The organism is Rhodopseudomonas palustris (assembly GCF_003031265.1).
In the GTDB taxonomy this organism is placed as follows: domain Bacteria; phylum Pseudomonadota; class Alphaproteobacteria; order Rhizobiales; family Xanthobacteraceae; genus Rhodopseudomonas; species Rhodopseudomonas palustris_H.
On the sequence record NZ_CP019966.1, the window covers coordinates 522169 to 544436 of the forward strand.

Sequence of the window (22268 nt, forward strand, 5' to 3'; positions counted from 1 at the left end):
GTCGTCATTGGTGCTGCGATGACGAGCGCTAAACCACTGGCGCAAAGCTCTCCGCTCGGGCCATTGCCCAGGCCTGCTTGAAGCGGAGATCGTCGGTGCCCTCCAGCAGCTCGCCCGGACGCAGCGCCGGATAGAGCTGTGCCAGCGAGATGACGTCCGACGGCGAGGTCCGCTGCGAGAAATGATAGGGGCGGATATCGCGCGGATGGTCGAGGCCGGCGGCGGCCACCAGTTCGGCGAGCGCCTGCAACGTCGCGCGGTGATAGTTGTAAACCCGCTCCAGCTTGTGCGGCACCACCAGCGCCCGGTAGCGCGACGGCTCCTGCGTGGTTACGCCGGTCGGGCAGCGGTCGGTGTGACAGCTCAGCGATTGGATGCAGCCGAGCGCGAACATGAAGCCGCGCGCCGAGTTGCACCAGTCCGCGCCGAGCGCCATCGCGCGCGCGACGTCGAAGCCGGTGGCGATCTTGCCCGAGGCGCCGAGCTTGATGCGGTCGCGGGCGCCGATTCCGATCAGCGCGTTGTGCACGAAGCTGATGCCGTCGCGCATCGGCATGCCGAGGTGGTCCATGAATTCCAGCGGCGCGGCGCCGGTGCCGCCCTCCTTGCCGTCGACCACGATGAAGTCCGGATAGATCCCGGTGGCGAGCATCGCCTTGCAGATCGCCAGAAATTCCCAGGGATGGCCGACGCAGAGCTTGAAGCCGGCCGGCTTGCCGCCGGCGAGGCGGCGCATCTCGGCGATGAACCGCATCATCTCGATCGGCGTCGAGAAAGCCTTGTGATAGGGCGGCGAGACGCAGTCTTCGTCCATGCCGACGCCGCGGATCTGCGCGATCTCCTCGGAGATCTTGGCCATCGGCAGCACGCCGCCATGGCCCGGCTTGGCGCCCTGGCTGACCTTCAGCTCGACCATCTTGATCTGGTCGTCGGCCGCGACGCGGGCGAACGCCTCGGGATCGAACTTTCCGTCGCGGGTGCGGCAGCCGAAGTAACCGGAGCCGATCTCCCAGATCAGGTCGCCGCCGTGCTCGCGATGATACGGGCTGACGCCGCCTTCGCCGGTGTCGTGCGCAAAGCCGCCCTTCTTGGCGCCGGCATTGAGGGCGCGGATCGCGTTCGGGCTCAACGCGCCGTAGCTCATCGCCGAGATGTTGAACACCGAGGCGGAATACGGCTTGGCGCAATCCGGTCCGCCGATCGTGATCCGGAACGGCTCTTCGGCGTGCGGCCGCGGCGCCACCGAGTGGTGCATCCACTCATAGCCGTCGCCATAGACATCTTTCTGAGTTCCGAACGGACGCTTATCGAGTTCCATCTTGGCGCGCTGATAGATCAGCGCGCGGGTGTCGCGGCTGAACGGCTTGCCGTCCTTCTCGCTCTCAAAGAAGTACTGCCGCATCTCGGGGCGCATTTCTTCGAGCAGGAAGCGCAGATGGGCCGAGATCGGATAGTTGCGCAGCACCGCGTGACTGGTCTGCAGCAGATCGTGGATGCCGAGCAGCGTCAGCGCCCCGAACACCAGCAGCGGCACCAGCACCACGCCGAATAGCGGCGTGTGGGCGTCGAACGCTGCGAGCGCGGCGAGGAGAGCGGTGAGGACGGCGCAGACAGTGAGAACGATGTAGCGCGGCGAGAGCGGAAGCAGCAGCGTTTCCATGGAATCCCCGCGGGGGTCGGCAGGACGGACGTTCGATCGGCCGCCGCAGCGGGGAGCCCCGTGCGTCTGAGTGCGGCGACCGGGCCGCGGTATAGCACGGCGCGCCGGCCTCGATAACCTCGGAGCTTCCGCGATCATTCGGTCACGCCGCGGTCGCAATCCTGTGACGATGGCTGGCGCCCGAGAGACGAGCGATGCGGTTCGGCTTGACATTTCGCCGCCGCAAAGCGATCCCACCGCGCGCCCGCCGGCAGCCGTCCGCCGCGCCGGTCACCGCCTGTTGACGAGACCCCCGATGCAATATGCCGACCGCGTGATCGTCCGGATCGTCAAAGACTATTGCGGCGCGCGCGGCGTCGACGTCACGCTCGGGCTCGACGGCTGGCTGATCGTGCTGAGCAAGGGGGACGCCCGGCATTTTATCTATGGTTACGATTTCGGTCTGAACAGCTCGGTGACGCATCGCCTCGCCAATGACAAGGCGGCGACCGCCGATATCCTCGGTGCGGCCGGCATTGCCTGCGTGCCGCACCGGCTGTTCATGAATCACGAGCACTTCAAGTACGTGCCGAGCAGCGGTCACTGGTCGGCGATGCTGGAGATGCTGCGCGCGCATCCGTCCGGGCTGGTGCTCAAGCCGAACGAGGGCACCTGCGGTCATCTGGTGTTCAAGGCGACGACGGAGCTCGAACTCGAACGGGCCGCCACCGCGATCTTCTCCGCCAATCAGAATCTGGCGATCGCGCCGTATTTCGATATCGCCCGCGAGGTTCGCGTCATCCTGCTCGATCGCGTGCCGCTGGTGGTTTACGAAAAGAAGCGGCCGGCGATCAGCGGCGACGGCGTGCGCAGCGCGTTGCAGCTTCTGCTCGATGCTGTCCCGGCGGACCGGCTCGGCGCCGTGCTGGCGAACCTGCCGGCGGATCACGCTGCGCTTGATGCCGTGGTGCCGGCCGGCGCGCAGTTCCGGCTGGATTGGCGGCACAATCTCGAATTCGGCGCGGAGCCCGAACTGCTCGGCGATGGCGAGCTGCGCGACAGCTGCGTCGCGCTTGCGGCCGAAGCCGCCGGTGCGATCGGTCTTGGCTTCGGCGCGGTCGACGTGGTGTGGACCGCGCCAGGACCCCGCGTGCTCGAGATCAATTCGGGCGTGATGATCGAATCGCTCAGCCGCCGGTTTCCGGACATCGCCCGGCAGGTCTACACCCGCGCGCTCGATCGCGTGATGCAGGCGATGGCGGTCTGACAGCACAGCGTTCGGCGCCGCCGATTTCCTTTCGCTGCGGATCAACTAAGATCGCGTCGCGTCCGCATTCCCATCAAGCAACAAGGAAGCTCATGACCGCGACCGTCAACCGCCAGATCCTGCTGATCGAGAAGCCGAAGGAGAAACTCGGCCCGGAGCATTTCCGTTTGGCGGAATCGCCGGTTCCCGAGCCGAAAGACGGCGAGGCGCTGGTCAAGGTTCGCTACATCTCGCTCGATGCCGCCAACCGCGCCTGGATGCAGGGTGCGACCTATCGGGCCGCGGTCGAAACCGACAGCGTGATGCCGGGCGGCAGCGTCGCCGAAGTGGTGAGCTCGAAAGCGCCGGGCCTGGCGCCGGGCGATCTCGTGTTTGCCGATACCGGCTGGCAGGACTATGCGGCGCTGCCCGCCAAGCATCTTGCCAAGCTGCCCAAGGTCGAGCCGATGACGCATCTGCTCAGCGTCTACGGCATCGCCGGCCTGACCGCTTACTTCGGGCTGCTCGACATCGGCAAGCCGCGCGCCGGTGAGACCGTGGTGGTGTCGGCCGCGGCCGGTTCGGTCGGCTCGATCGTCGGCCAAATTGCGAAGATCAAAGGCTGCCGCGTCGTCGGTATCGCCGGCGGCAAACAGAAGTGCGACTGGCTGGTGAGCGAGCTCGGCTTCGATGCGGCGGTCGACTACAAGGACGGCGCGCTGTTCAAGGCACTGCGCGCCGCGGCGCCGAACGGCATCGACGTGTATTTCGACAATGTCGGCGGCGACATTCTCGAGGCCTGCCTGCCGCAGATGAACCTGAAGGGCCGGATCGCCTGCTGCGGCGCGGTCTCGCAATACGACCGCACCCCCTCGGCCACCGGCCCGCGCGGCATCCCCGGCCTGATCGTGGTGAAGCGGCTGATCATGCAGGGCTTCATCGTGATGGACTACATGGATCAGCGCGACGAAGCGGTCGCCAAGCTGCAGGAGTGGGTCTCGAGCGGCAAGCTCAAGGTCCAGGAGGACGTCATCGACGGCCTGGAGAACACCCCCGCCGCGCTGATCGGCCTGCTGGCCGGCGAAAACCGCGGCAAGCGGATGGTCAAGGTGTGAGCTAAGGGGCTTGCCCGTCGACTTGCTGGCCGGCCTCGTGCCGGCCAGCCGTGCCGGGGAGCAAAGCTGGCGATCCCGGGATGACTCGAACATCCGACCTACGGTTTAGGAAACCGCCGCTCTATCCGGCTGAGCTACGGGACCGTCCGGCTGCGGCCAGGGCCGCGAGCAGGAGCCTCCCATAGCAGAGCGGCGGTCCGATCGCCACCCGGAAGTCGGGCTTGCTGACCGCGATCGGGCTCCCCCCGTGGCCGCGCGGCGCCGGCTTCAGCCCTTGTTTTGTCACAGACTTTAAATCTTGCTTAGGCGGCCCCCGCTAGGTTCGCGCCCGGCTGTGTTAGTCGGGCGTACCCATGACGTTTTCGAGGTCGATAGCTCGCTTTTCTCGTGACCGGCGCGGCAATATCGCGGTGATTTTTGCGCTGGTGTTGGTTCCGCTGATCTCCGCAATCGGCTGCGCGGTCGATTACAGCCGGGCCAATGCGCTGCGAAGCAAGCTGCAGGCCGCGGCGGATGCGGCCTCGGTCGGTGCGGTGTCGCGGACCTCGCCGGCCTATGTGGCGGCCGGAGCGATGTCGGGCGATGGTGTAATCTCGTCCGGTGCGGATGATGCCCTGCGGATCTTCAACGGCAACCTGAACGGCCTGACCGGCTACACCCTCGCCAGCTCATCGGCGACGGTGACCAAGGTGTCGGACGTCGTCACCTCGCAGGTGACGTTTTCCGCCCAGATCTCGACGATGTTCATGAAGGTGGTCGGGATGTCGGCCATGACGGTGGGCGGCACGTCCACCGCTACCGCCAGCATGCCGAAATACATCGATTTCTATCTGCTGCTCGACAATTCGCCGTCGATGGGTGTGGGCGCCACGCCGAATGATGTGTCGGCGATGATCGCGGCCACCGCCAACAAGTCGTCGGACGATCACTGCGCGTTCGCCTGTCACGACGTCAACAACAAGAATAACTACTACAATCTGGCCAAGTCGCTCGGTATCACCACCCGGATCGACGTACTGCGCAGCGCCACGCAGCAACTGATGGACACCGCGAACGCGACCGCGACCTACTCGAACCAGTTCCGCATGGCGATCTACGACTTCGGCGCGTCGGCCCAGTCTGCCGGACTGCGCAACCTGTTCTCGCTATCGGCGAGCCTGTCGAGCGCCAAGACCGCGGCGAGCGCGATCGACCTGATGACGGTGAAGGGTCAAAACGACAACAACGACCAGGACACCAGCTACACGACGATCTTTCCTGCCATCAACAAAGAGATCAGCACGCCCGGCTCGGGCGTGTCCGGCTCGCCGCAGAAATATCTGTTCTTCGTCTCCGACGGCGTCGCCGACGAATACAATCCGAGCTGCCTGAAGCCGAAGACCGGCAACCGTTGCCAGTCGCCGATCAATCCGGCTTTGTGCAAGACCTTGAAGGATCGCGGCGTCAAGATCGCGGTGCTGTACACCACCTATCTCAACCTGCCGAGCAACGACTGGTACAAGCAGTGGATCGCGCCGTTCAACGCCGGCCCCTACGGCCCGTCGCCGAACAGCGAGATCGCGCAGAACATGGAAGCCTGCGCGTCGCCGGGCTTCTACTTCGAGGTCAGCCCCACCCAGGGCATCGCCGAAGCGATGAACGCGTTGTTCAAGAAGGCAGTCGCCGACGCGCGCATCACCAGCTGAGCGACAGGTACGGTTTTCGGATTCGGTGCGACCGCCGGGTCCGCCTTGGAAACTCCATCACCCCTTCCTACGTTGTGATGCCGGCCGGGAGCGCCGCGCCGGAGCGGCGCCGTGTCGGCACCACATAGGAGGTCTCGATGGGTTTGCTCGACATCCTCAACGGCATGCAGAACGGCCCGCGCGGCCCGGCCGACCCGCAGGACAAAAGCGGCGGCATGTCCAAGTTCACCATGGCGATTCTCGCGCTGCTGGCGTGGAAGGCCTACAAACATATGACCAGCGGCCAGCCGCAGGCTGCGCCGGCCAATCAGCCGCGCCCGGTGCCGGCGCCTCCGCCCGCGAATACCGGCGGTGGTTGGGGTGACTTCCTTAAGGGCGGTCTTGGAGGCCTGGTGCTCGGCGGTGCGGCCGGCAGCGTGCTGTCGGGCGGGCTCGGCGATCTGCTGCGGCAGCTTCAGCACAATGGCCTCGGCGATGCCGCCAACTCCTGGGTCGGTCACGGCCCCAACCAGCAGATCGGCCCGAGCGATCTCGCCAATGCGCTCGGCTCTGAACAGATCGACGCGATGACCCGGCAGACCGGGATGTCGCGCGACGAACTGCTCGACGGCCTCAGTCGCTATCTGCCCGACGTGGTCGACCAGCTCACCCCGGACGGGCGGCTGCCGACCGACGACGAAGCGTCGCGCTGGATCTGATCGGCAGCGGCCGGGTTGTTGTTGCTTTGGTTGCGGGCGGTCCGAAGCGGGCCGTGAGAAAGGATACGGAAGATGAGCGGGTTACTCTGGATTCTGCTGGTCGGCTTTGTTGCCGGCATCATTGCGCGGGTGCTGTCGCCGGGGCCGAACAATCCGCAAGGCTTCGTGCTCACCACGGTCCTCGGCATCGCCGGCGCATTCCTCGCCACCGCGGTCGGGCAGATGATCGGGCACTACGGCCCTAATCAGGGCGCCGGCTTCATCACCGCCACGATCGGCGCGGTGGCGGTGCTGTTCATCTGGAACAGGCTGGTGGCGCGGCGGGTGATCTCCGATCCCGGCAATCGCTATCCCTACGATCCGCGCTGAGACTGTCGCGGCCCGGTTCGCCGGGCCGCTTACTGCTGAGTGCGGATGTGATGTCAGCCGGCCAGGTGCATGCCGGCGTCCATCCGCACCAATTCGCCGGTCATGCTGCTCGATTTCGGCGTGGCCAGGAAGCATACCAGTTCGGCGATGTCTTCGGCGGTCGAGGCGATCTTCAGCGGCACGCGCGACACCACCATGTCGCGCACCTGCTTGGCTTCCTCGGCGCCGCGTCCCTTGGTGAACCACGGCGTGTCGATGTAGCCAGGGCAGATCGCGTTGACGCGGATGTTCGGCGCCAGCGCGCGCGACAGCGACAACGTCATGGTGTTGAGCGCGCCCTTGCTGGCCGCATAGGCGATCGACGAGCCGATGCCGCTGATGCCTGCGACCGACGAGACGTTGACCACCGCCGATGCGCGGCCGGCCGCCTTGGCGCCGGCGACGAGCAGCTCGCGCGCCGCGCGGACCATCTGGTACGGGCCGATGGTGTTGATCGCGTAGATCCGCTGGAAGTCGTCGGCCGACAATTGATCAAGCAGATGATGCGCCACGTGCTTGGTGGTGCCGGCGTTGTTCACCAGCGCGTCGAGCTTGCCCCAGGGGGCAGCGGCTTCGACGATGCGTTTGCAATCCTCGTCCTTGGCGACGTCGCCCTGCACCACGATGACTTCGGTGGCGCCGAGCTTGCGGCACTCTTCGGCGGTCTTTTCGGCGTCGTCCTTGCTCGATGCGTAGTTGATCACCAGCCGCGCGCCGTCCTTGGCGAGGATCTTGGCGGTCGCGGCGCCGAGGCCCGAGGCCGACCCGGTGACGATTACGTTCAGTCCGTCTGACATCTTCACTCCCTTTGCATCGAACCGGCTTCGCCGCGTCGCCGCAACCATATCGGTTGCGATATCGAGAGCAAGCCGACAAAGCCCATGATGCGGAATAAGCCTGCGGCGTGAGGCGTTTCGACCATGTCCGGCGCGCAATCCGCCCCGTGCCGGCTGCGCTTGTGTTCGTTTCAGCTTTTCCGCATCATGCCGCGCAACAACAAGACCAGCACACATGCTTGGCGATCCGCCGGGAGCTGAGTGCGCAACCGGGAAACGCCGTGACGGAGACCGACAATATCGTCGTCGAGACCGCGGAGAAGATCTTCGCCGACCTCGCCGATGCGCAAACCATCAACGCCGACAAAGCCGAAACCTGGAAGGCGCCACTGTGGCAGGCGCTGAGTGAATCCGGGCTGCCGCTGTCATGGGTGCCGGAGGAATTCGGCGGCTCGGGCGCGAGCCTTGCCGAAGGCTTCGGCGTCCTCAACGCAGCAGGCCGCGCCGGCCTCGCAGTGCCGCTCGCCGAGACCATGCTGGCCGGCTGGCTGTTGGCGCAGGGCAAGATCGCGGCGCCGGAAGGCGCCATGACGATCGCGCCGGCCCATCCGAAAGATCGCCTCACGCTCGATGCCGATGGCAAGCTGTCGGGTCGTGCGCGCAGCGTGCCGTTCGCGCAAGACGCACAGCATATCGCCGTGCTGGCGCAGAGCGCCGCCGGCGCGAAGATCGCGCTGGTCCAGGCGTCGGCCTGCCGAATTGACAAGGGCCTCGGCCTTGGTGGCGATGCGTCGGACGTCGTCACCTTCGACAAGGTTGCGCCGATTACCACGGCGCCCGCGCCCCAAGGGGTCGATCAGACTTCGCTGATGCTGATGGGCGCCGTCGCGCGCAGCCTGCAGATCGCCGGCGCGCTGGAAACGCTGCTCGACCGCAGCGTGACCTACGCCAATGAGCGCGTCGCGTTCGAAAAGAAGATCGGCAAATTCCAGGCGGTGCAGCACAATCTTGCGAAGCTCGCCGGCGAGACGTCTGCTGCTTTGGCCGCCGCAACCTCCGCCGCCGATGCGATCAGCAGCGCCGAAGGCTTCGACGACGCCGTGTTCCTCGAAGCCAGTGCGGCCAAGATCCGCTGCGTTGAAGCGGCTGAGAAAGGCGCGGCGATCGCCCATCAGGTGCACGGCGCGATCGGCTTCACCCGCGAGCACATCCTGCATCGCTTCAGCCTGCGCGCGCTCGCCTGGCGCGACGATTTCGGCAACGAAAGCCATTGGGCGGTCGAGCTCGGCCGCATGGTCGCGGCGCGGGGCGCCGATGATTTGTGGCCGCTGGTCGCTTCGCGCTGACCGCATCAACGTAGCGAGATAATGCGATGACCGCCGCCCTCCGTTTCGATCCGATCCGCCTGCCGCCCGTCTGCGAAGAACTGCGCAAAGAAGTCCGCGCCTTCCTCGCCGAAGAGATCGCCGCCGGCACCTTCGATCCCAATAAGCCGCAGCGCGAAGATTCCGACGCGCCTGAATTCTCCCGCCGCGTCGGTGAGCGCGGCTGGCTCGGCATGACCTGGCCGAAGAAATACGGCGGCCACGAGCGCACCTTCCTGGAGCGCTACGTCGTCACCGAAGAGATGCGTGTCGCCAATGCGCCGACCCGGCGGTTCTTCGTCGCCGATCGCCAGAGCGGTCCGGTGCTGCTGAAATACGCGCCCGAGCACATCAAGATGGACATTCTCCCGCGGATCTGCCGCGGCGAATTGTGCTTCGCGATCGGCATGAGTGAGCCGAATTCCGGCTCCGATCTGTTCGCCGCCAAGACCAAGGCGACCAAGACCGACGGCGGCTACCTGATCAACGGCTCGAAGATCTGGACCACCTCGGCGCACATCGCCGACTACATGATCGCGATTTTCCGTACCTCGCCGCCGACCAAGGAAAACCGTCGCCACGGGCTCACCCAGTTCCTGGTCAACATGAAGTCGCCGGGCATCAAGGTGAACCCGATCGCGCAGATCACCGGGCAGTACGAATTCAACGAGGTGGTGTTCACCGACGTGTTCGTGCCGGACGATCATCTGCTCGGCGAGGTCGATGGCGCCTGGAAGCAGGCGACCTCCGAACTCGCCTACGAGCGTTCGGGGCCGGAACGCTTTCTCGAGACCTACTACGTGCTCACCGAACTGGTGCGCGCACTCGGTCCCGATCCGGACACCCGCGGCGCCGAGGGCATCGGCCGGCTGGTGGCGCAACTCCACACCATGCGGCGGATGTCGGTGTCGGTCGCCGGCATGCTGCAGGCCGGCAAGGAGCCGGTGGTGGAAGCCTCGATCGTCAAGGACATCGGCACGATCTGGGAGCAGCAACTGCCGCACCGGGTGCGTGAGCTCGCCGCCTTCGTCGACGGCGAGGCATCGAATCATGCAACCCTCGATGAACTGACGGCGTTCGCCACCAAGCTGGCGCCGAAGCTCACCATCCAGGGTGGCACCACCGAGGTGCTGCGCGGCATCATCGCCCGCGGGCTCGGCCTGCGCTGACGCCGGCGCGCATCGAACGATCGAGGATCAATCATGAGCAGCTACACCGATATCGCGGTCGAAAAGACCGGCCACGTCGCTACCATCGAAATCCAGCGGCCGCCGCTGAATTTCTTCGACATCTCGCTGATCCGGCAGATCGCCAACGCGCTCGATGAGATCGACGCCGATCCGCAAGTGCGCGCCACCGTGCTGGCGGCGCAAGGCAAGGCGTTCTGCGCCGGCGCCAATTTCGGCGATCCGGCCCGGCAGGAGGTCGACCCGGCGGCGGCGAAGGGCGATCCGGCCGACAGCCTCGGCGAGATCGGTCATCTGTACTACGAGGCGGTGCGGATCTTCCGCGCCAAGAAGCCGATCATCGCAGCGGTGCACGGCGCTGCGATCGGTGGAGGACTGGGTCTTGCGGTGTCGGCGGACTTCCGCGTCACCTGCGCAGAGGCGCGGTTCTCGGCCAACTTCACCAAGCTCGGGTTTCACCCAGGTTTCGGCCTGACCGTGACGCTGCCGGAGCTGATCGGCAAGAACAACGCCGAGCTGATGTTCTACACCTCGCGCCGCGTCACCGGCGAAGAAGCGGTGCAGATGGGCTTGGCCAACGTGCTGGTGCCGATCAACGAAGTGCGCAGCGGCGCGCTGAAGCTCGCCCGCGAGATTGCCGAATGCTCGCCGCTCGGCCTGCTGTCGACCCGCGCCACCATGCGCGCCGGGCTGGCCGACCGGGTGATGCAAGCCACCAAGCACGAACTCGCCGAGCAGACCCGCCTGCGCGCCACCGAAGACTTCAAGGAAGGCGTCAAAGCCACCGAAGAACGCCGCGTCGCGCATTTCAAGGGGCGCTAACTTTGCTCACTGGCACGTCATTCCGGGGCAGGCGCGCCAGCGCGTGAACCCGGAATCCCGAAGTTGTTTCCCAAGTCATCGGCCCTCATGGTGAGGAGGCGCGTAGCGCCGTCTCGAACCATGAGGTTGTGGTGCACGGCGTGGCTCGCAGCCATCCTTCGAGACGCCCGGCTTAGCCGGGCTCCTCAGGATGAGGCCATGCAGGTTGTTAGTTCTTCAGCCTGAACTCGACGCCTGCCAGGCGGAAGCCGTTGGCGGTGAGCGGCACGCCCTGCGCTTGTGCGGTTGCGCGGACCGTCTCGGGAGCCGCCACCTTGAACGTCAGCGCCGTCATCGCTTCGCTGGCGCCCTGCACGAACCGGAACGTGGCGTTCGGCAGGCGCAGTTCGGCGACGCCATCCGCATTCGTCTCCACAGGCAGTTCGAGAATCCGGCCCCAATGCGCGGCGAGATCGGCCGGGTCGGGGCTTTGCATCTCGACTGCGGTCAGCGCCTGCGTGGTGTCGGTGCGGATCGCCTTGGCCCAATCCGGGCCCGCCGGCGGGTAGGGCCCGCGAATGTTGTCGCTGCCTGCAGTGTGGTTGAGCTCGATGAAGGCGGCGCGGCAGTCGCGCGGGTGGAGCTGGACGCCGTGATACGGCGCATGGTCGATCACATTGGCGGTGCGCACGCCGAGGCTTGCGGCGTGACGGCCGCGGGCATCCGGATCGTCGCAACAGAAGATCGCCATGTAGCCGCCGCGGCCTTGGGTCTTCTCCAGGAAGCGGCCTGCCGCCGTGCCCGGCTGGGTCGGTGCGACAATTTCCAGGAGCGTCGCGTCGACCGGCAGCAGCACGTTCTCGAGGCCGTATTTGCCGACATGCGGATCGCGGTAGCAGATGTTCAGCCCGAGGATCGTGGCGAGACGCGACGCGGCGGGTTCGATCGGCTCAGTAACGAGGCAGATCTGGCGCAGGCGGAGGAACGGCGCCATCGTCAGCGGCCCTGAAACACCGGCGCGCGCTTCTCGACGAAGGCGGCGGCGGCTTCTTTGTGGTCCGCAGTCTCGGCACAGCGCGAGTGATGCAGCGCCTCGCCGTCGAAGCAGGCTTCGAGCGACAGGGTTTCGGCATTGTTGATGTTGGTCTTGATGTAGCCGAGCGTCACGGTCGGGCCCTGCGCCAGCGACAGCGCCAGCTCGCGCGTGGCGGATTCGACCTCGGCGTCGGGGACTACGCGGCTGACGATGCCGTGTGCCTGCGCCTGTTCAGCGGTCAGCACCGGCGAGGTGAGATACAGCTCGCGGGCCTTCGCGGCGCCGATCAGATGCGTCAGGAAATATGTGCCGCCGAAGTCGCCGGAGAGCCCGACCTTGGCGAATGCGGTGGTGATCTTGGCCGACGCGCCCGCCACCCGCAGATCGCAGGCAAGCGCCATCGACAGGCCAGCGCCTGCCGCCGCGCCGTCGATCTGCGCCACCACCGGCTTCGGCATCTGATGCAGGATGCGGGACACCTCCATGCCGCGGCGGAGGTTCGCCACCTTCTGTTCGAGCGGCGGCGGAGCACCCGCTGCCGCCATCGACTTGACGTCACCGCCGACGCAGAACGTGCCGCCCGCGCCCTTCAGCAGTACCGCCCGCACCTCCGGATCGTCCTTGGCGCGATGCGCCGCCTCGACCAGCCCGCGGATCATGTCCTGATTGAGCGCGTTGCGCCGATCGGGACGGTTCATCGTGATGGTGAGCAGGCCGCGGTCGAGATCTTGCAGGACGATGTCGGTCATGGCGGATCCTTGTTGTTATTTGTTTGGCTTCGAGCACGGGCCCGACGGCCCGCGCTATGGCGCCGTCTCACGGATTCTCCGTCATTGCGAGCCGAAGGCGAAGCAATCCAGCGCCGTGCACTGAGCTGGATTGCTTCGTCGCTGCGCTCCTCGCAATGACGGTGTTGAGCGGGTTACTTCTTCACCAGCGGGCAGCGAGAGTCCGACAGCGGCTGGAACGCCTGATCGCCGGGCACGGTCGCGAGCAGCTTGTAGTAGTCCCAGCGGCCCTTCGATTCCGACGGTTTCTTGACCTCGAACAGGTACATGTCGTGCACCATCCGGCCGTCCTCACGGATCTTGCCGTTCTTGGCGAAGAAGTCGTTGATCGGCGTCTCCTTCATCTTCTTGGTCACCGCAGCCGCGTCAGTCGTGCCCGCGGCCTTGACGGCCTGCAGGTAGTGCATCGTTTCGGAGTACAGACCCGCCTGGGCCGAGGTCGGCATCCGCTTGGTGCGCTCCATGAAGCGCTTGGAGAACGCGCGGGTCTCGTCGTTGAGGTCCCAATAGAACGCTTCGGCCAGGATCAGACCCTGTGCGGTCTCCAGCCCGACGCTGTCGATGTCGGAGATGAAGGCGAGCAGCGGCGAGATCTTCTGTCCGCCCTTGGTGATACCGAATTCGGCGCCCTGCTTGATCGCAGTGATCGTGTCGCCGCCGGCATTGGCAAGACCGATCACCTTGGCCTTCGAGCTTTGCGCCTGCAGCAGGAATGAGGAGAAGTCGGAGGTGTTGAGCGGATGCTTGACGCTGCCCAGCACCTTGCCGCCCGACGCCTTGATGACGTTGGTGGTGTCGCGCTCGAGATCCTGGCCGAACGCGTAGTCGGCCGACAGGAAGAACCAGGTGTCGAGTCCCTGCTTCACCGCGGCAAGGCCGGTGGTGTTGGCCTGCGCGAAGGTGTCGAACACGTAGTGCACCGTGTAGGGGCCGCAGGCTTCGTTACTGAGCCGGATCGAGCCCGGGCCGGAGAACATGATGATCTTGTTGCGGGCCTTGGCGATCTCGCCGGCGGCGAGGGCCGTTGCCGAGGCGGCGACGTCGATGATGGCTTCGACACCCTGATTGTCGAGCATGTCGCGCGCGATGTTAGCGGCGTTGTCGGCTTTGTTCAGATGGTCGGCGGCGATGATCTCGATCTTGCGGCCGAGCACCGTGCCGCCGAAGTCTTCCGCGGCCATCTTGGCCGCAGTCTCGCTGCCCGTCCCGGTGATGTCGGCATAGAGGCCGGACATGTCGAGAATCGCGCCGAGCTTCAGCGGCGGCTGCGTCTGCGCGTTCGCGGCCGTGATTGCTGCGATCGACAGACATGCGAGTAGAGCGGTGCGGAATGGCTTCAAGACGTCCTCCCCTGACGAGCGCCGATCATGATCGCGGCGCTTCTGATGATTGCGCGCGATCATGCCGCATCGCCTGCTGCGCGGCAAGCGACGCGGTTTTCCGGCGAGTGGAATGAGTCTGCGTGCAGAGGCTTGTTACTACACGTTGATGCATCTGAGGCGATTAGTAGTCGCGCGATTACGATCGATGCGGGCTCGCGCGATACGCGCTGCACGGGCCTGCGATATCGCTCATCGGTCTGTCGCGTGACGATCAACGTCCTGACGGAAGCGCTAGCCATTCCACTTCGCCGGGATCGCTCGGATCGCTAGTCTTCGTGAGGTTTGCGGCGCCCCGAATCAGCACGGCGGTCTCGATGGCATCTCGACGAAGCAGCGCCTGGTGGCTGACTGCGATCTGCGGCGGTGCTGTGCTGCTGTCGCAGGCGGACGGCGCTGCGGCGGCTGGCTGTTTGGATCTGCCGGTGCAGGGCGAGGGCGTGGTGGCGTCGGTGATTGATCCGCGCACGCTGCGCCTTTCCGACGGCCGCGAAATCCGGCTCGCCGGAATCGAGCCTTCCCGCGAACGATATGACGCGGAGGTCGCGGCGTTGTCGGCCCTGACGCTCGGCCAAAAGGTATTGCTGCATGGGGCCGACGACGGGCCGGACCGTTACGGCCGGCAAGCGGCCTTCGTGGTGACGGAGCCGGGCAGCGAGCTGGTGCAGCGCCGGCTGCTGGCTGAGGGGGGTGCACTGGTCGGGATCGACGTCCTGCCGGCGGAGTGCCGGAAGGACCTGCTGGCGGCCGAAGCTGGCGCGCGTGCAGGGGCGGTCGGTATCTGGATGGCGAGGGATGTCATAAAAAACGCCGCAAATTCCGGCGATATGGTGACCCGGATAGGGCGCTTTACCGTGGTCGAAGGCCGAATCAGCTCGGTGCGGGAAGTCGGTGCGACGGTCTATCTGAACTTTGGCGGTCGCTGGACTCGTGGCTTTGCGGTGACTATTTCAAGGCGCATCATCGGGTCGTTCGAGGCCGCCGGGCTCGCACCCAAGTCTCTGACAGGACAACGAATTCGGGTGCGCGGCTGGGTCGAGAAGCGGGCCGGGGCGAGCATGGCGGTGCGCGACGTGGGACAGATCGAACGAGCGGGCGGGGACTGAAGGGCCCGAAAGTGAGCAGTCGCGTGAATTGGGGTGCAGCACGGCGCAACTTCCGCAAGGGCCGCCGCCAGGTGGCGGCGTGGCTGCTGCTGGGTGCTGCCCTGACGCTGGCCGGCTGCGGCGATCCTTCCAGGTTCGAGACCGGCCCGGTGGTCACCGCCCCGCCCACAAAACCCAACCGCCCACCAGCCCAATCCCCCGCCGCCGAGCGCGAACACGAACGCATCCTCGCGACCTATGGGGGCGCCTATGACGATCCCAAGCTCGAAGCGCTGATCTCCGGCATCGTCGACCGGTTGGTAGCGGCGTCGGATCGGCCCGATCTGACCTACAAGGTGACGATCCTCAATTCCGGCGCCGTCAACGCCTTCGCGCTGCCGACCGGTCAGCTTTACGTCACCCGCGGGCTGATCGCGCTCGCCACCGACACATCGGAATTGTCGTCTGTGCTGTCGCACGAGATGGCGCATGTGCTGGCCAAGCACGCCGCCATCCGCGAGGACCAGGCACGCCAAGCGGCGCTGGTCGCTCGCGTCGTCACCGACATGGGCAACGACCCGGGCATGACGGCGCTGGCGCTGGCCAAAACCAAGCTGTCGATGGCGAGCTTCTCGCGGCAGCAGGAGCTCGAAGCGGACGGCATCGGCATCGGCATCTCGGCGCGGGCGCAGTTCGATCCCTATGGCGCGGCGCGCTTCCTCACCGCGATGGAGCGCAACGCTGCGCTCAAGGCCAATCGCGCCACCGGCGACAGCCGCACCGACTTTCTGTCGTCGCATCCGGCGACGCCGGAGCGCGTCAGCAACGCCCAGAACAACGCCCGGCAATACACCGCGCCGCAGGGCGGCTGGCGTGGTGAACGTGGCGAGCGCGACCGCGAGGCCTATCTCAACGCGATCGACAACATCGTCTATGGCGAAGACCCGAGCGAAGGCTTCGTGCGCGGCCGGCGCTTCCTGCATCCCAAGCTGGGCTTCACCTTCCAGGTGCCCGACTCGTTCACGCTCGACAACACCGCGCAGGCGGTGATCGGCCTGCGCGAAGGCGGCAATCAGGCGATGCGGTTTGACGTCGTCCGGGTGCCGGCCGAGCAGTCGCTCGCCGACTATTTGAACTCCGGCTGGATGGAAAACGTCGACAAGAGCTCGACCGAGGAGCTGACCGTCAACGGCTTCCCAACCGCGTCGGTGACGGCGCGCGGCGAGCAGTGGCAGTTCAGGGTCTATGCGTTGCGGTTCGGCAGCGACGTCTATCGCTTTATCTTCGCGACCCGGCAGCGCACCGCCGAGAGCGACCGCAACGCCCGCGAGACGGTGAATTCGTTCCGGCGGCTGTCGCTCGAAGAGATCCAGGCCGCGCGACCGCTGCGCATCAAGGTGATCAGCGTGCAGCCCGGCGACACCGTCGAGTCGCTGTCGCACCGGATGTCGGGCGTCGACCGGCCGTTGGAGCGCTTCCGTGTGCTCAACGGCCTCGACGCTCACGCCCAGGTCAAGCCGCGCGAGCTGGTGAAGATCGTCGTCGACTAACCGAAGAACAGGTCTTAGCCCACGAAAAAGGCCCGGCTGGATGGCCGGGCCTTGATTGCTTCAAACCGAATGCGGCTGCTTACGCGGCCTCGTCGGTCACCGCCTCGTCGTCGGAATCGCCGTCGAGATCCGCATCGGACTCGGCTTCGGCTTCCGCCTCGGCCTTGGCGCCGCGGCGCGGGCTCTTGGCGAGCTGGCTCTCGACTTCCTTGACGGCTTCGGTCTCGGTGATGTGCTGCACCACCGCGATCTCGCGCGACAGACGATCCAGCGCGGCTTCATAGAGCTGGCGTTCGCTGTAGGACTGCTCCGGCTGCGATTCCGAGCGATACAGGTCGCGGACGACCTCGGCGATCGCAACGATGTCGCCCGAATTGATCTTGGCTTCGTATTCCTGCGCCCGGCGCGACCACATCGTCCGCTTGACGCGAGCACGGCCCTTCAGCGTCTCCAGCGCCTTCTTCACCAGCGCCGGATCGGACAGCTTGCGCATACCGACATTGCCGACCTTTGCGGTGGGCACGCGCAGCGTCATCTTGTCCTTGATGAAGTTGATGACGAACAGCTCGAGCTTGGCGCCCGCGATTTCCTGCTCCTCGATCGCCAGAATCTGGCCGACGCCGTGGGCCGGATAGACCACGAATTCGTTGGCCTTGAAGCCCTGACGCTGGGTCACGGCCTTCTTCGGCTCCTCGACGCGCGCCTGCGCCGGGGCCGCCGGCTTGGACGCCGCCACCGGCTGCTTCACTTCCGGCTTCACCGCCGCCTTGGCAACGGGCGCCTTCACCTCGGTCTTGACCTCGGCCTTCACGTCCGCCTTGGGGGCAACGGCAGCCTTGGCAGGCTTCGCCGCCGGCTTGGGTGCGGCGACGGGCTTGGAGGCCGCCGGCTTGGCGGGAGTTTTCGCAGACTTGGTTGGCATTTCACTTCTTTTGATTTTCGAGGACTTGAAGGCCGGAGCTTTAGAGGCCGAAGCCTTTGCAGCAGACCCCTTTGCGGTAGCGTGTTTGGTGGCGCTCGCCTTGCTGGCGCCCGCCTTGGTCTGGGTCTTGGAAACAGAAGCCTTTGCGGCGGTCGCTTTGGCGGCTGTCCGGGTGTCCTTGACAGAAGCCTTCGAACGGCTCTTTGTGGCTCCGCGGCTGGCCGCAGATGCCGACTTGGCACCCTTTGAAGAAACACTCGTTTTACGCGTTTTCTGTGACACAGCCTGCGCGTGGAACCGCCACGCCCCTGTTCGTTGCTTTTGACGGGGAACCCTTCCCGGCCGCAAAAACGGCATGCCGGAGTTGACGAATGTGCTAAATATAGCACATTCCCCGCAAAAATCAATGATTTATGACGATTCCAGCCCATTCGGGGCGGTGCCCCGGGGCTCATCTCGTCAACAGGGTTAAGCTGGTCGGCCGGCTGAGCCGGCCTTCTCAAGACCTTCGGCTTAGTCGCCCGAACCCGGCTCCGAAGAGAAGTACTTCTCGAACTTGCCAGCCTGACCGTCGAACTCCTTGGCGTCCGCCGGAGCGTCCTTCTTCTGAGTCAGGTTCGGCCACGTCTTGGCGTATTCCGAATTCAGCTCAAGCCACTTCTCAAGGCCCGGCTCGGTATCCGGCTTAATCGCTTCCGCCGGGCATTCCGGCTCGCACACGCCGCAGTCGATGCATTCGTCCGGATGGATGACCAGCATGTTGTCGCCCTCGTAGAAACAATCCACGGGGCAGACTTCAACGCAGTCGGTGTATTTGCACTTGATGCAGTTTTCAGTGACGACGTAAGTCATCCCAACGCTCCGGAACGGTTCTAATTTTGAGTGTTTGCGTACCGCAGGAGCTCCGCAGCCGCAAGTGTCGATGCCTATTCCCGTGGCATTCCGAGATCGGCATAAAGTCCAGTAACCGACTCGGCGTCGCCACGGCGCTCCGTGAACCCAACCACCTTCAGCACCCGCACGCCACGATCCAGCGCAATCGTCAGCACGTCGCCGGCTTTGATGCCGTGCCCCGGTGAGGTCTCGCGCACGCCGTTGATGCGAACGTGACCGCGTTCGACCAGAGCCGCAGCGCTGGTGCGCGCCCGCACGACGCGCGCATGCCACAGCCATTTATCGAGACGCTGACGCTCCAAGCCCGAACCACTGGCTGTGCCGGCGCGCCTTAGTCCTTGCGGCCGGCGGTGAGTTGCTCCTTCAGCGCGGCGAGCTTGGCAAATGGCGAATTCGGATCCATCGGCCGGTCGCGCTCACGCGGGGCGCTGGAATGCACCTGCCGGTGCGAGCCGCCCTGGTTGTCGCGGCCACCCTTCGGCCCGCCCTGATACTTGTCTTGGAATTTGTCGCGGCCCTTGAAGCGCTCGCGCGGCGGCCGTCCTTCGCCGGAAGCCTCGCGGCGCCCGCCTTCACCTTCCTGATCGCGCCGATTGCGACGGAAATCACCCTTGCCGCGGCCTCCACCACGGTCACCCTTGGCTTCGGCCGCTTCGCCTTCAGTCGCGCCGGCAGGAGCGCCGTGCTGCGGACGATTGCGATGGCGGTTACGATCGTGACGCGGCCGATGCTCGTCGGAGCGTCCACCTGGACGCCAGACTTCGACCAGCTCCGGCTCCGCCTTGGCGGCCGGCGCTGCTTCGGCGCCGGCAGCTTCGGACGAAGCTTCAGCTGTGGTCGCTTCGGTTGCGGTGGCCTCGCCGGCTTCAGCAGCGGGCTGCTCCGCAGTCTCGGTGTTGGTGGCGTCCGCAACCGGCTCCGCTGCAACAGCTACAGACTGCTCGGCGACGGGCTGCTCAGCGACGGGCTGTTCGTCGGCACTCGGCGCAGCCTCGGCAGCCTCGCCGTCGGCCGGCGACGGCTCGAACGCGATCGCGCCGGCCAGGATGGCCTGATCTTCAGCCGACATTTCGGTCGTGCTCGCCGCCTCGGTCGAGGCCGGAGCCGCCGCTTCGGCAGCTTTCGGCGTCTGGGGCAACGCCGGGCGCCGCTCCATGCGGTATCCGAGCGCCTTCAAGATCGACGCGAAGTCTTCACCAGCCGAACCGGTCAGCGACGTCATCGCCTGGGTGACGACGAAGCTGCGGCCGTCGAAGGCACCCGCCGGCTTTTCGCCGGGCGCGCCTTCGCGCCACGCCAGCGCGGGCCGGATCAGGTCGGCGAGACGTTCGAGAATGTCGACGCGGACGGCGCGTTCGCCGCACAGCCGGTAGCCCAGCGTGCGGTAGGCATCGCGATCCAGCGCCTTGTCGGCCGGGAACGAGGTGCGGCCGCTGCCGGCGAGATGCTGCGCGCTGGACAGCGCGGCAAGGTCGACATTGTCCTGCTTCTGCGCCCACAGCAGCGAGGCAAGCGCTCGCGCCGCCGGCTTCAGCAGCGAGGGGAAATAGATGTGGTAGGCGCCGAACCGCACACCGTATTTGCGCAAAGTCGCGCGCGACGGCTGGTCCAGATCCTTCATCTCGGTGGCGATCTTGGCGCGCTCCAGCACGCCGAGCGCCTCGATCAGCTGGAAGGCGATGCCGCGGGCAATGCCGCTGACATCCTCGGCTTTGCCGAGTTCGAACAGCGGTCCGAGGATCTTTTCGACATGGGTCTTGAGCCACAGGTCGAGACGGGTCTGCACCGCTTCGCGCGGCGCGCCGGCCAGACGGTCGTCGGCGATGATCCGCAGCCGCGGCCGCAGCACGTCGTCCGAGCCCACCAGCCGCGCAACCGCATCGCCGGTCCAGCGAATGGTCCCGTCGGAGGTCAGGATGAACTGATCGTCTGGTGCGTTCGACAACTTCTCGGCGCGCGCGTCGATTTCGCCGGCTAGCGCTTTTTGCGCCGTCGCCTGCAACGCCTTCGCATCCGAACCGGCCTCGGCCGCGTCGGGCGCAAAGGTGAAGCCATCGAGCCGGCCAATTACGTGGCCCTCGACGATCACCTCACCAGTCTTGCCAATTTCCGTATTCAACATCGTGTTTTCCCGCAGGCGGCGCATCAATACACTGGTCCGGCGATCGACGAAACGTTCCGTGAGCCGTTCATGCAACGCATCTGACAATTTATTTTCAACGTCGCGCGAGATGCCCTGCCAGTGTTCGGGGTCGGCGAGCCAATCCGGCCGGTTGGCGACGAAGGTCCAGGTGCGGATTTGCGCAATTCTCGCGGAAAGCGTGTCGATACCGCCGTCGGTGCGATCCGCCTGATCGACCTGGGCAGCGAACCAGCTATCCGGTATCCGCCCCTTTTGCATCAAGAACCGGTACAGCGTGATCACTAGCTCGGCATGAGCCGCTGGTGCGATCTTACGGTAGTCCGGGACCTGACAGACATCCCATAGCCGCTCCACCGCGGCTTTGCCCTGCGCGATTTCGCGCACCTCGGGGTCGCGGGCAACGTGGTCGAGCACGCGGAGATCCTCGGCGACCGGGGCGCGCGTCAGCGCCTCGTGCCGGGGCGACTCCGCCAGCGACACCTGCAGCGCGCCGAGCGAGGCGAAATCCAGCTCGGCGTTGCGCCATTGCAGCATCTTCACCGGTTCAAAGCTGTGATTTTGCAACGCGTTGACGAGCTCGGGCTCGAACGGCGCGCAGCGCCCGGTGGTGCCGAAGGTGCCGTCCCGGGTGGCGCGGCCGGCGCGCCCGGCGATCTGTGCGAATTCAGGCGGGGTCAGGCGGCGAAACTGATAGCCGTCGAATTTGCGGTCGGACGCGAACGCGACGTGGTCGACGTCGAGGTTGAGCCCCATGCCGATTGCATCGGTGGCGATCAGGTAATCGACGTCACCGGACTGAAACATCGCCACTTGGGCGTTGCGGGTGCGCGGGCTCAGCGAGCCCAGCACCACTGCGGCACCGCCGTGCTGGCGCTTGATCAATTCGGCGATCGCATAGACCTCGTCGGCCGAGAACGCCACGATCGCGGTCCGTCGTGGCTGACGGGTCAGCTTGCGGTCGCCGGCATATTCGAGCTGCGACAGCCGCGGCCGGGTGACGATGCTGGCGCCCGGCAACAGCCGCTCGATCATCGGCCGCATCGTCGCGGCGCCGAGCAGCAGCGTCTCGTCGCGGCCGCGCCGGCGCAGAATCCGGTCGGTGAAGACGTGGCCGCGCTCGAGGTCGGCCGCGATCTGGATTTCGTCGACCGCCAAGAACGAGACGTCGAGATCGCGCGGCATCGCCTCGACGGTCGAGACCCAGTAGCGCGGCTTGGAGGGTTTGATCTTCTCTTCGCCAGTGACCAGCGCGACGGCGTTGGCGCCGACCTTGTCGACGATCTTGTTATAGACCTCGCGCGCGAGCAGCCGCAGCGGCAGACCGATAAGGCCCGACGGGTGCGCGACCATCCGCTCGATCGCCAGATGCGTCTTGCCGGTATTGGTCGGGCCTAGCACCGCGGTCACGCCGGCGCCGGGGACGCGGTCATTGGTAAACGCTTCAGGGTACAGGTTGGGCATTTCGAGTGGATTTCTGCGTGGTCGCGGTCAGATATGTGTCACATCGCGACGCCGCAGCAATCGCCGATTAAGGGCTGGAACGAGTCCGGAA

General features: G+C 65.9%; 19 protein-coding genes and 1 tRNA gene. 10 read left to right on the plus strand and 10 right to left on the minus strand.

The features are described from left to right. Positions 1–28 precede the first annotated feature (28 nt). Positions 29–1660, minus strand: a complete 1632-nt coding sequence (locus RPPS3_RS02465; RefSeq protein ID WP_107342692.1) for an FMN-binding glutamate synthase family protein — start codon at positions 1658–1660, stop codon at positions 29–31. 295 nt (positions 1661–1955) lie between these two features. Between RPPS3_RS02465 and RPPS3_RS02470 the strand changes: the two genes are divergently transcribed. Together RPPS3_RS02470 and RPPS3_RS02475 are read left to right on the plus strand one after the other, a co-directional pair. After that, positions 1956–2906, plus strand: a complete 951-nt coding sequence (locus RPPS3_RS02470; protein ID WP_107346390.1) for a hypothetical protein — start codon at positions 1956–1958, stop codon at positions 2904–2906. Positions 2907–2998: 92 nt separating this feature from the next. Continuing rightward, positions 2999–4000 (plus strand): NADP-dependent oxidoreductase, encoded by a 1002-nt coding sequence (locus tag RPPS3_RS02475; protein ID WP_107342693.1) that lies wholly within the window; start codon positions 2999–3001, stop codon positions 3998–4000. Positions 4001–4067: 67 nt separating this feature from the next. Here the strand turns inward: RPPS3_RS02475 and RPPS3_RS02480 are convergent. Then, positions 4068–4144 (minus strand) — tRNA-Arg (locus RPPS3_RS02480). A gap of 209 nt (positions 4145–4353) precedes the next feature. Between RPPS3_RS02480 and RPPS3_RS02485 the strand changes: the two genes are divergently transcribed. The 3 genes from RPPS3_RS02485 to RPPS3_RS02495 all read left to right on the plus strand — a co-directional run bounded on the left by RPPS3_RS02485 (position 4354) and on the right by RPPS3_RS02495 (position 6752). After that, entirely contained in the window at positions 4354–5685 is a 1332-nt protein-coding gene (locus RPPS3_RS02485) for a TadE/TadG family type IV pilus assembly protein (RefSeq protein WP_107342694.1), read from the plus strand. Between the two features lie 137 nt (positions 5686–5822). Next, positions 5823–6383, plus strand: a complete 561-nt coding sequence (locus RPPS3_RS02490) for a YidB family protein (protein ID WP_107342695.1) — start codon at positions 5823–5825, stop codon at positions 6381–6383. Positions 6384–6455: 72 nt separating this feature from the next. Beyond that, entirely contained in the window at positions 6456–6752 is a 297-nt protein-coding gene (locus tag RPPS3_RS02495) for a GlsB/YeaQ/YmgE family stress response membrane protein (RefSeq protein WP_107342696.1), read from the plus strand. Positions 6753–6805: 53 nt separating this feature from the next. Here RPPS3_RS02495 and RPPS3_RS02500 read toward each other — a convergent pair whose 3' ends face one another. Continuing rightward, the gene (locus RPPS3_RS02500; protein ID WP_107346391.1) at positions 6806–7588 is read right to left on the minus strand and encodes an SDR family NAD(P)-dependent oxidoreductase; all 783 of its coding nucleotides are present in this window, start codon (positions 7586–7588) and stop codon (positions 6806–6808) included. A 260-nt stretch (positions 7589–7848) separates the two neighbouring features. On the opposite strand from RPPS3_RS02500, the gene RPPS3_RS02505 reads away from it, so the two are divergent. The 3 genes from RPPS3_RS02505 to RPPS3_RS02515 are packed head-to-tail and all read left to right on the plus strand — an operon-like array spanning position 7849 to position 10940. Then, positions 7849–8913, plus strand: a complete 1065-nt coding sequence (locus tag RPPS3_RS02505; RefSeq protein ID WP_107346392.1) for an acyl-CoA dehydrogenase family protein — start codon at positions 7849–7851, stop codon at positions 8911–8913. A 26-nt stretch (positions 8914–8939) separates the two neighbouring features. Further along, the gene (locus RPPS3_RS02510) at positions 8940–10100 is read left to right on the plus strand and encodes an acyl-CoA dehydrogenase family protein (RefSeq protein ID WP_107342697.1); all 1161 of its coding nucleotides are present in this window, start codon (positions 8940–8942) and stop codon (positions 10098–10100) included. Between the two features lie 33 nt (positions 10101–10133). Continuing rightward, positions 10134–10940, plus strand: a complete 807-nt coding sequence (locus RPPS3_RS02515) for an enoyl-CoA hydratase/isomerase family protein (protein ID WP_107342698.1) — start codon at positions 10134–10136, stop codon at positions 10938–10940. Between the two features lie 208 nt (positions 10941–11148). On the opposite strand, the gene RPPS3_RS02520 is transcribed toward RPPS3_RS02515, so the two are convergent. The 3 genes from RPPS3_RS02520 to RPPS3_RS02530 all read right to left on the minus strand — a co-directional run bounded on the left by RPPS3_RS02520 (position 11149) and on the right by RPPS3_RS02530 (position 14083). After that, a complete protein-coding gene (locus tag RPPS3_RS02520) occupies positions 11149–11913 on the minus strand; it encodes a VOC family protein (protein WP_107342699.1) in 765 nt (254 codons plus the stop codon). 2 nt (positions 11914–11915) lie between these two features. Beyond that, positions 11916–12704 carry an enoyl-CoA hydratase gene (locus RPPS3_RS02525; protein WP_107342700.1) on the minus strand — a complete coding sequence of 263 codons (789 nt, stop codon included), beginning with the start codon at positions 12702–12704 and terminating at the stop codon, positions 11916–11918. A 173-nt stretch (positions 12705–12877) separates the two neighbouring features. Beyond that, entirely contained in the window at positions 12878–14083 is a 1206-nt protein-coding gene (locus RPPS3_RS02530; protein WP_107346393.1) for an ABC transporter substrate-binding protein, read from the minus strand. 356 nt (positions 14084–14439) lie between these two features. Here RPPS3_RS02530 and RPPS3_RS02535 point away from each other — a divergent pair, with 356 nt between their 5' ends. Then, on the plus strand, positions 14440–15228 hold the full coding sequence (locus RPPS3_RS02535) for a thermonuclease family protein (RefSeq protein WP_107342701.1): 789 nt from the start codon (positions 14440–14442) through the stop codon (positions 15226–15228). 11 nt (positions 15229–15239) lie between these two features. After that, positions 15240–16757, plus strand: a complete 1518-nt coding sequence (locus tag RPPS3_RS02540; protein ID WP_107342702.1) for a M48 family metalloprotease — start codon at positions 15240–15242, stop codon at positions 16755–16757. A gap of 79 nt (positions 16758–16836) precedes the next feature. Here RPPS3_RS02540 and RPPS3_RS02545 read toward each other — a convergent pair whose 3' ends face one another. The 4 genes from RPPS3_RS02545 to RPPS3_RS02565 all read right to left on the minus strand — a co-directional run bounded on the left by RPPS3_RS02545 (position 16837) and on the right by RPPS3_RS02565 (position 22177). Beyond that, positions 16837–17961 (minus strand): CarD family transcriptional regulator, encoded by a 1125-nt coding sequence (locus tag RPPS3_RS02545; protein WP_434006767.1) that lies wholly within the window; start codon positions 17959–17961, stop codon positions 16837–16839. Positions 17962–18192: 231 nt separating this feature from the next. Beyond that, positions 18193–18531 (minus strand): ferredoxin FdxA, encoded by a 339-nt coding sequence (gene fdxA / locus RPPS3_RS02555; RefSeq protein WP_011156057.1) that lies wholly within the window; start codon positions 18529–18531, stop codon positions 18193–18195. A 74-nt stretch (positions 18532–18605) separates the two neighbouring features. Then, positions 18606–18875, minus strand: coding sequence for an RNA-binding S4 domain-containing protein (locus tag RPPS3_RS02560; protein ID WP_107342705.1), 270 nt, complete (start codon positions 18873–18875; stop codon positions 18606–18608). A 29-nt stretch (positions 18876–18904) separates the two neighbouring features. Continuing rightward, positions 18905–22177 (minus strand): helicase-related protein, encoded by a 3273-nt coding sequence (locus RPPS3_RS02565; RefSeq protein ID WP_107342706.1) that lies wholly within the window; start codon positions 22175–22177, stop codon positions 18905–18907. Positions 22178–22268: the final 91 nt, after the last annotated feature.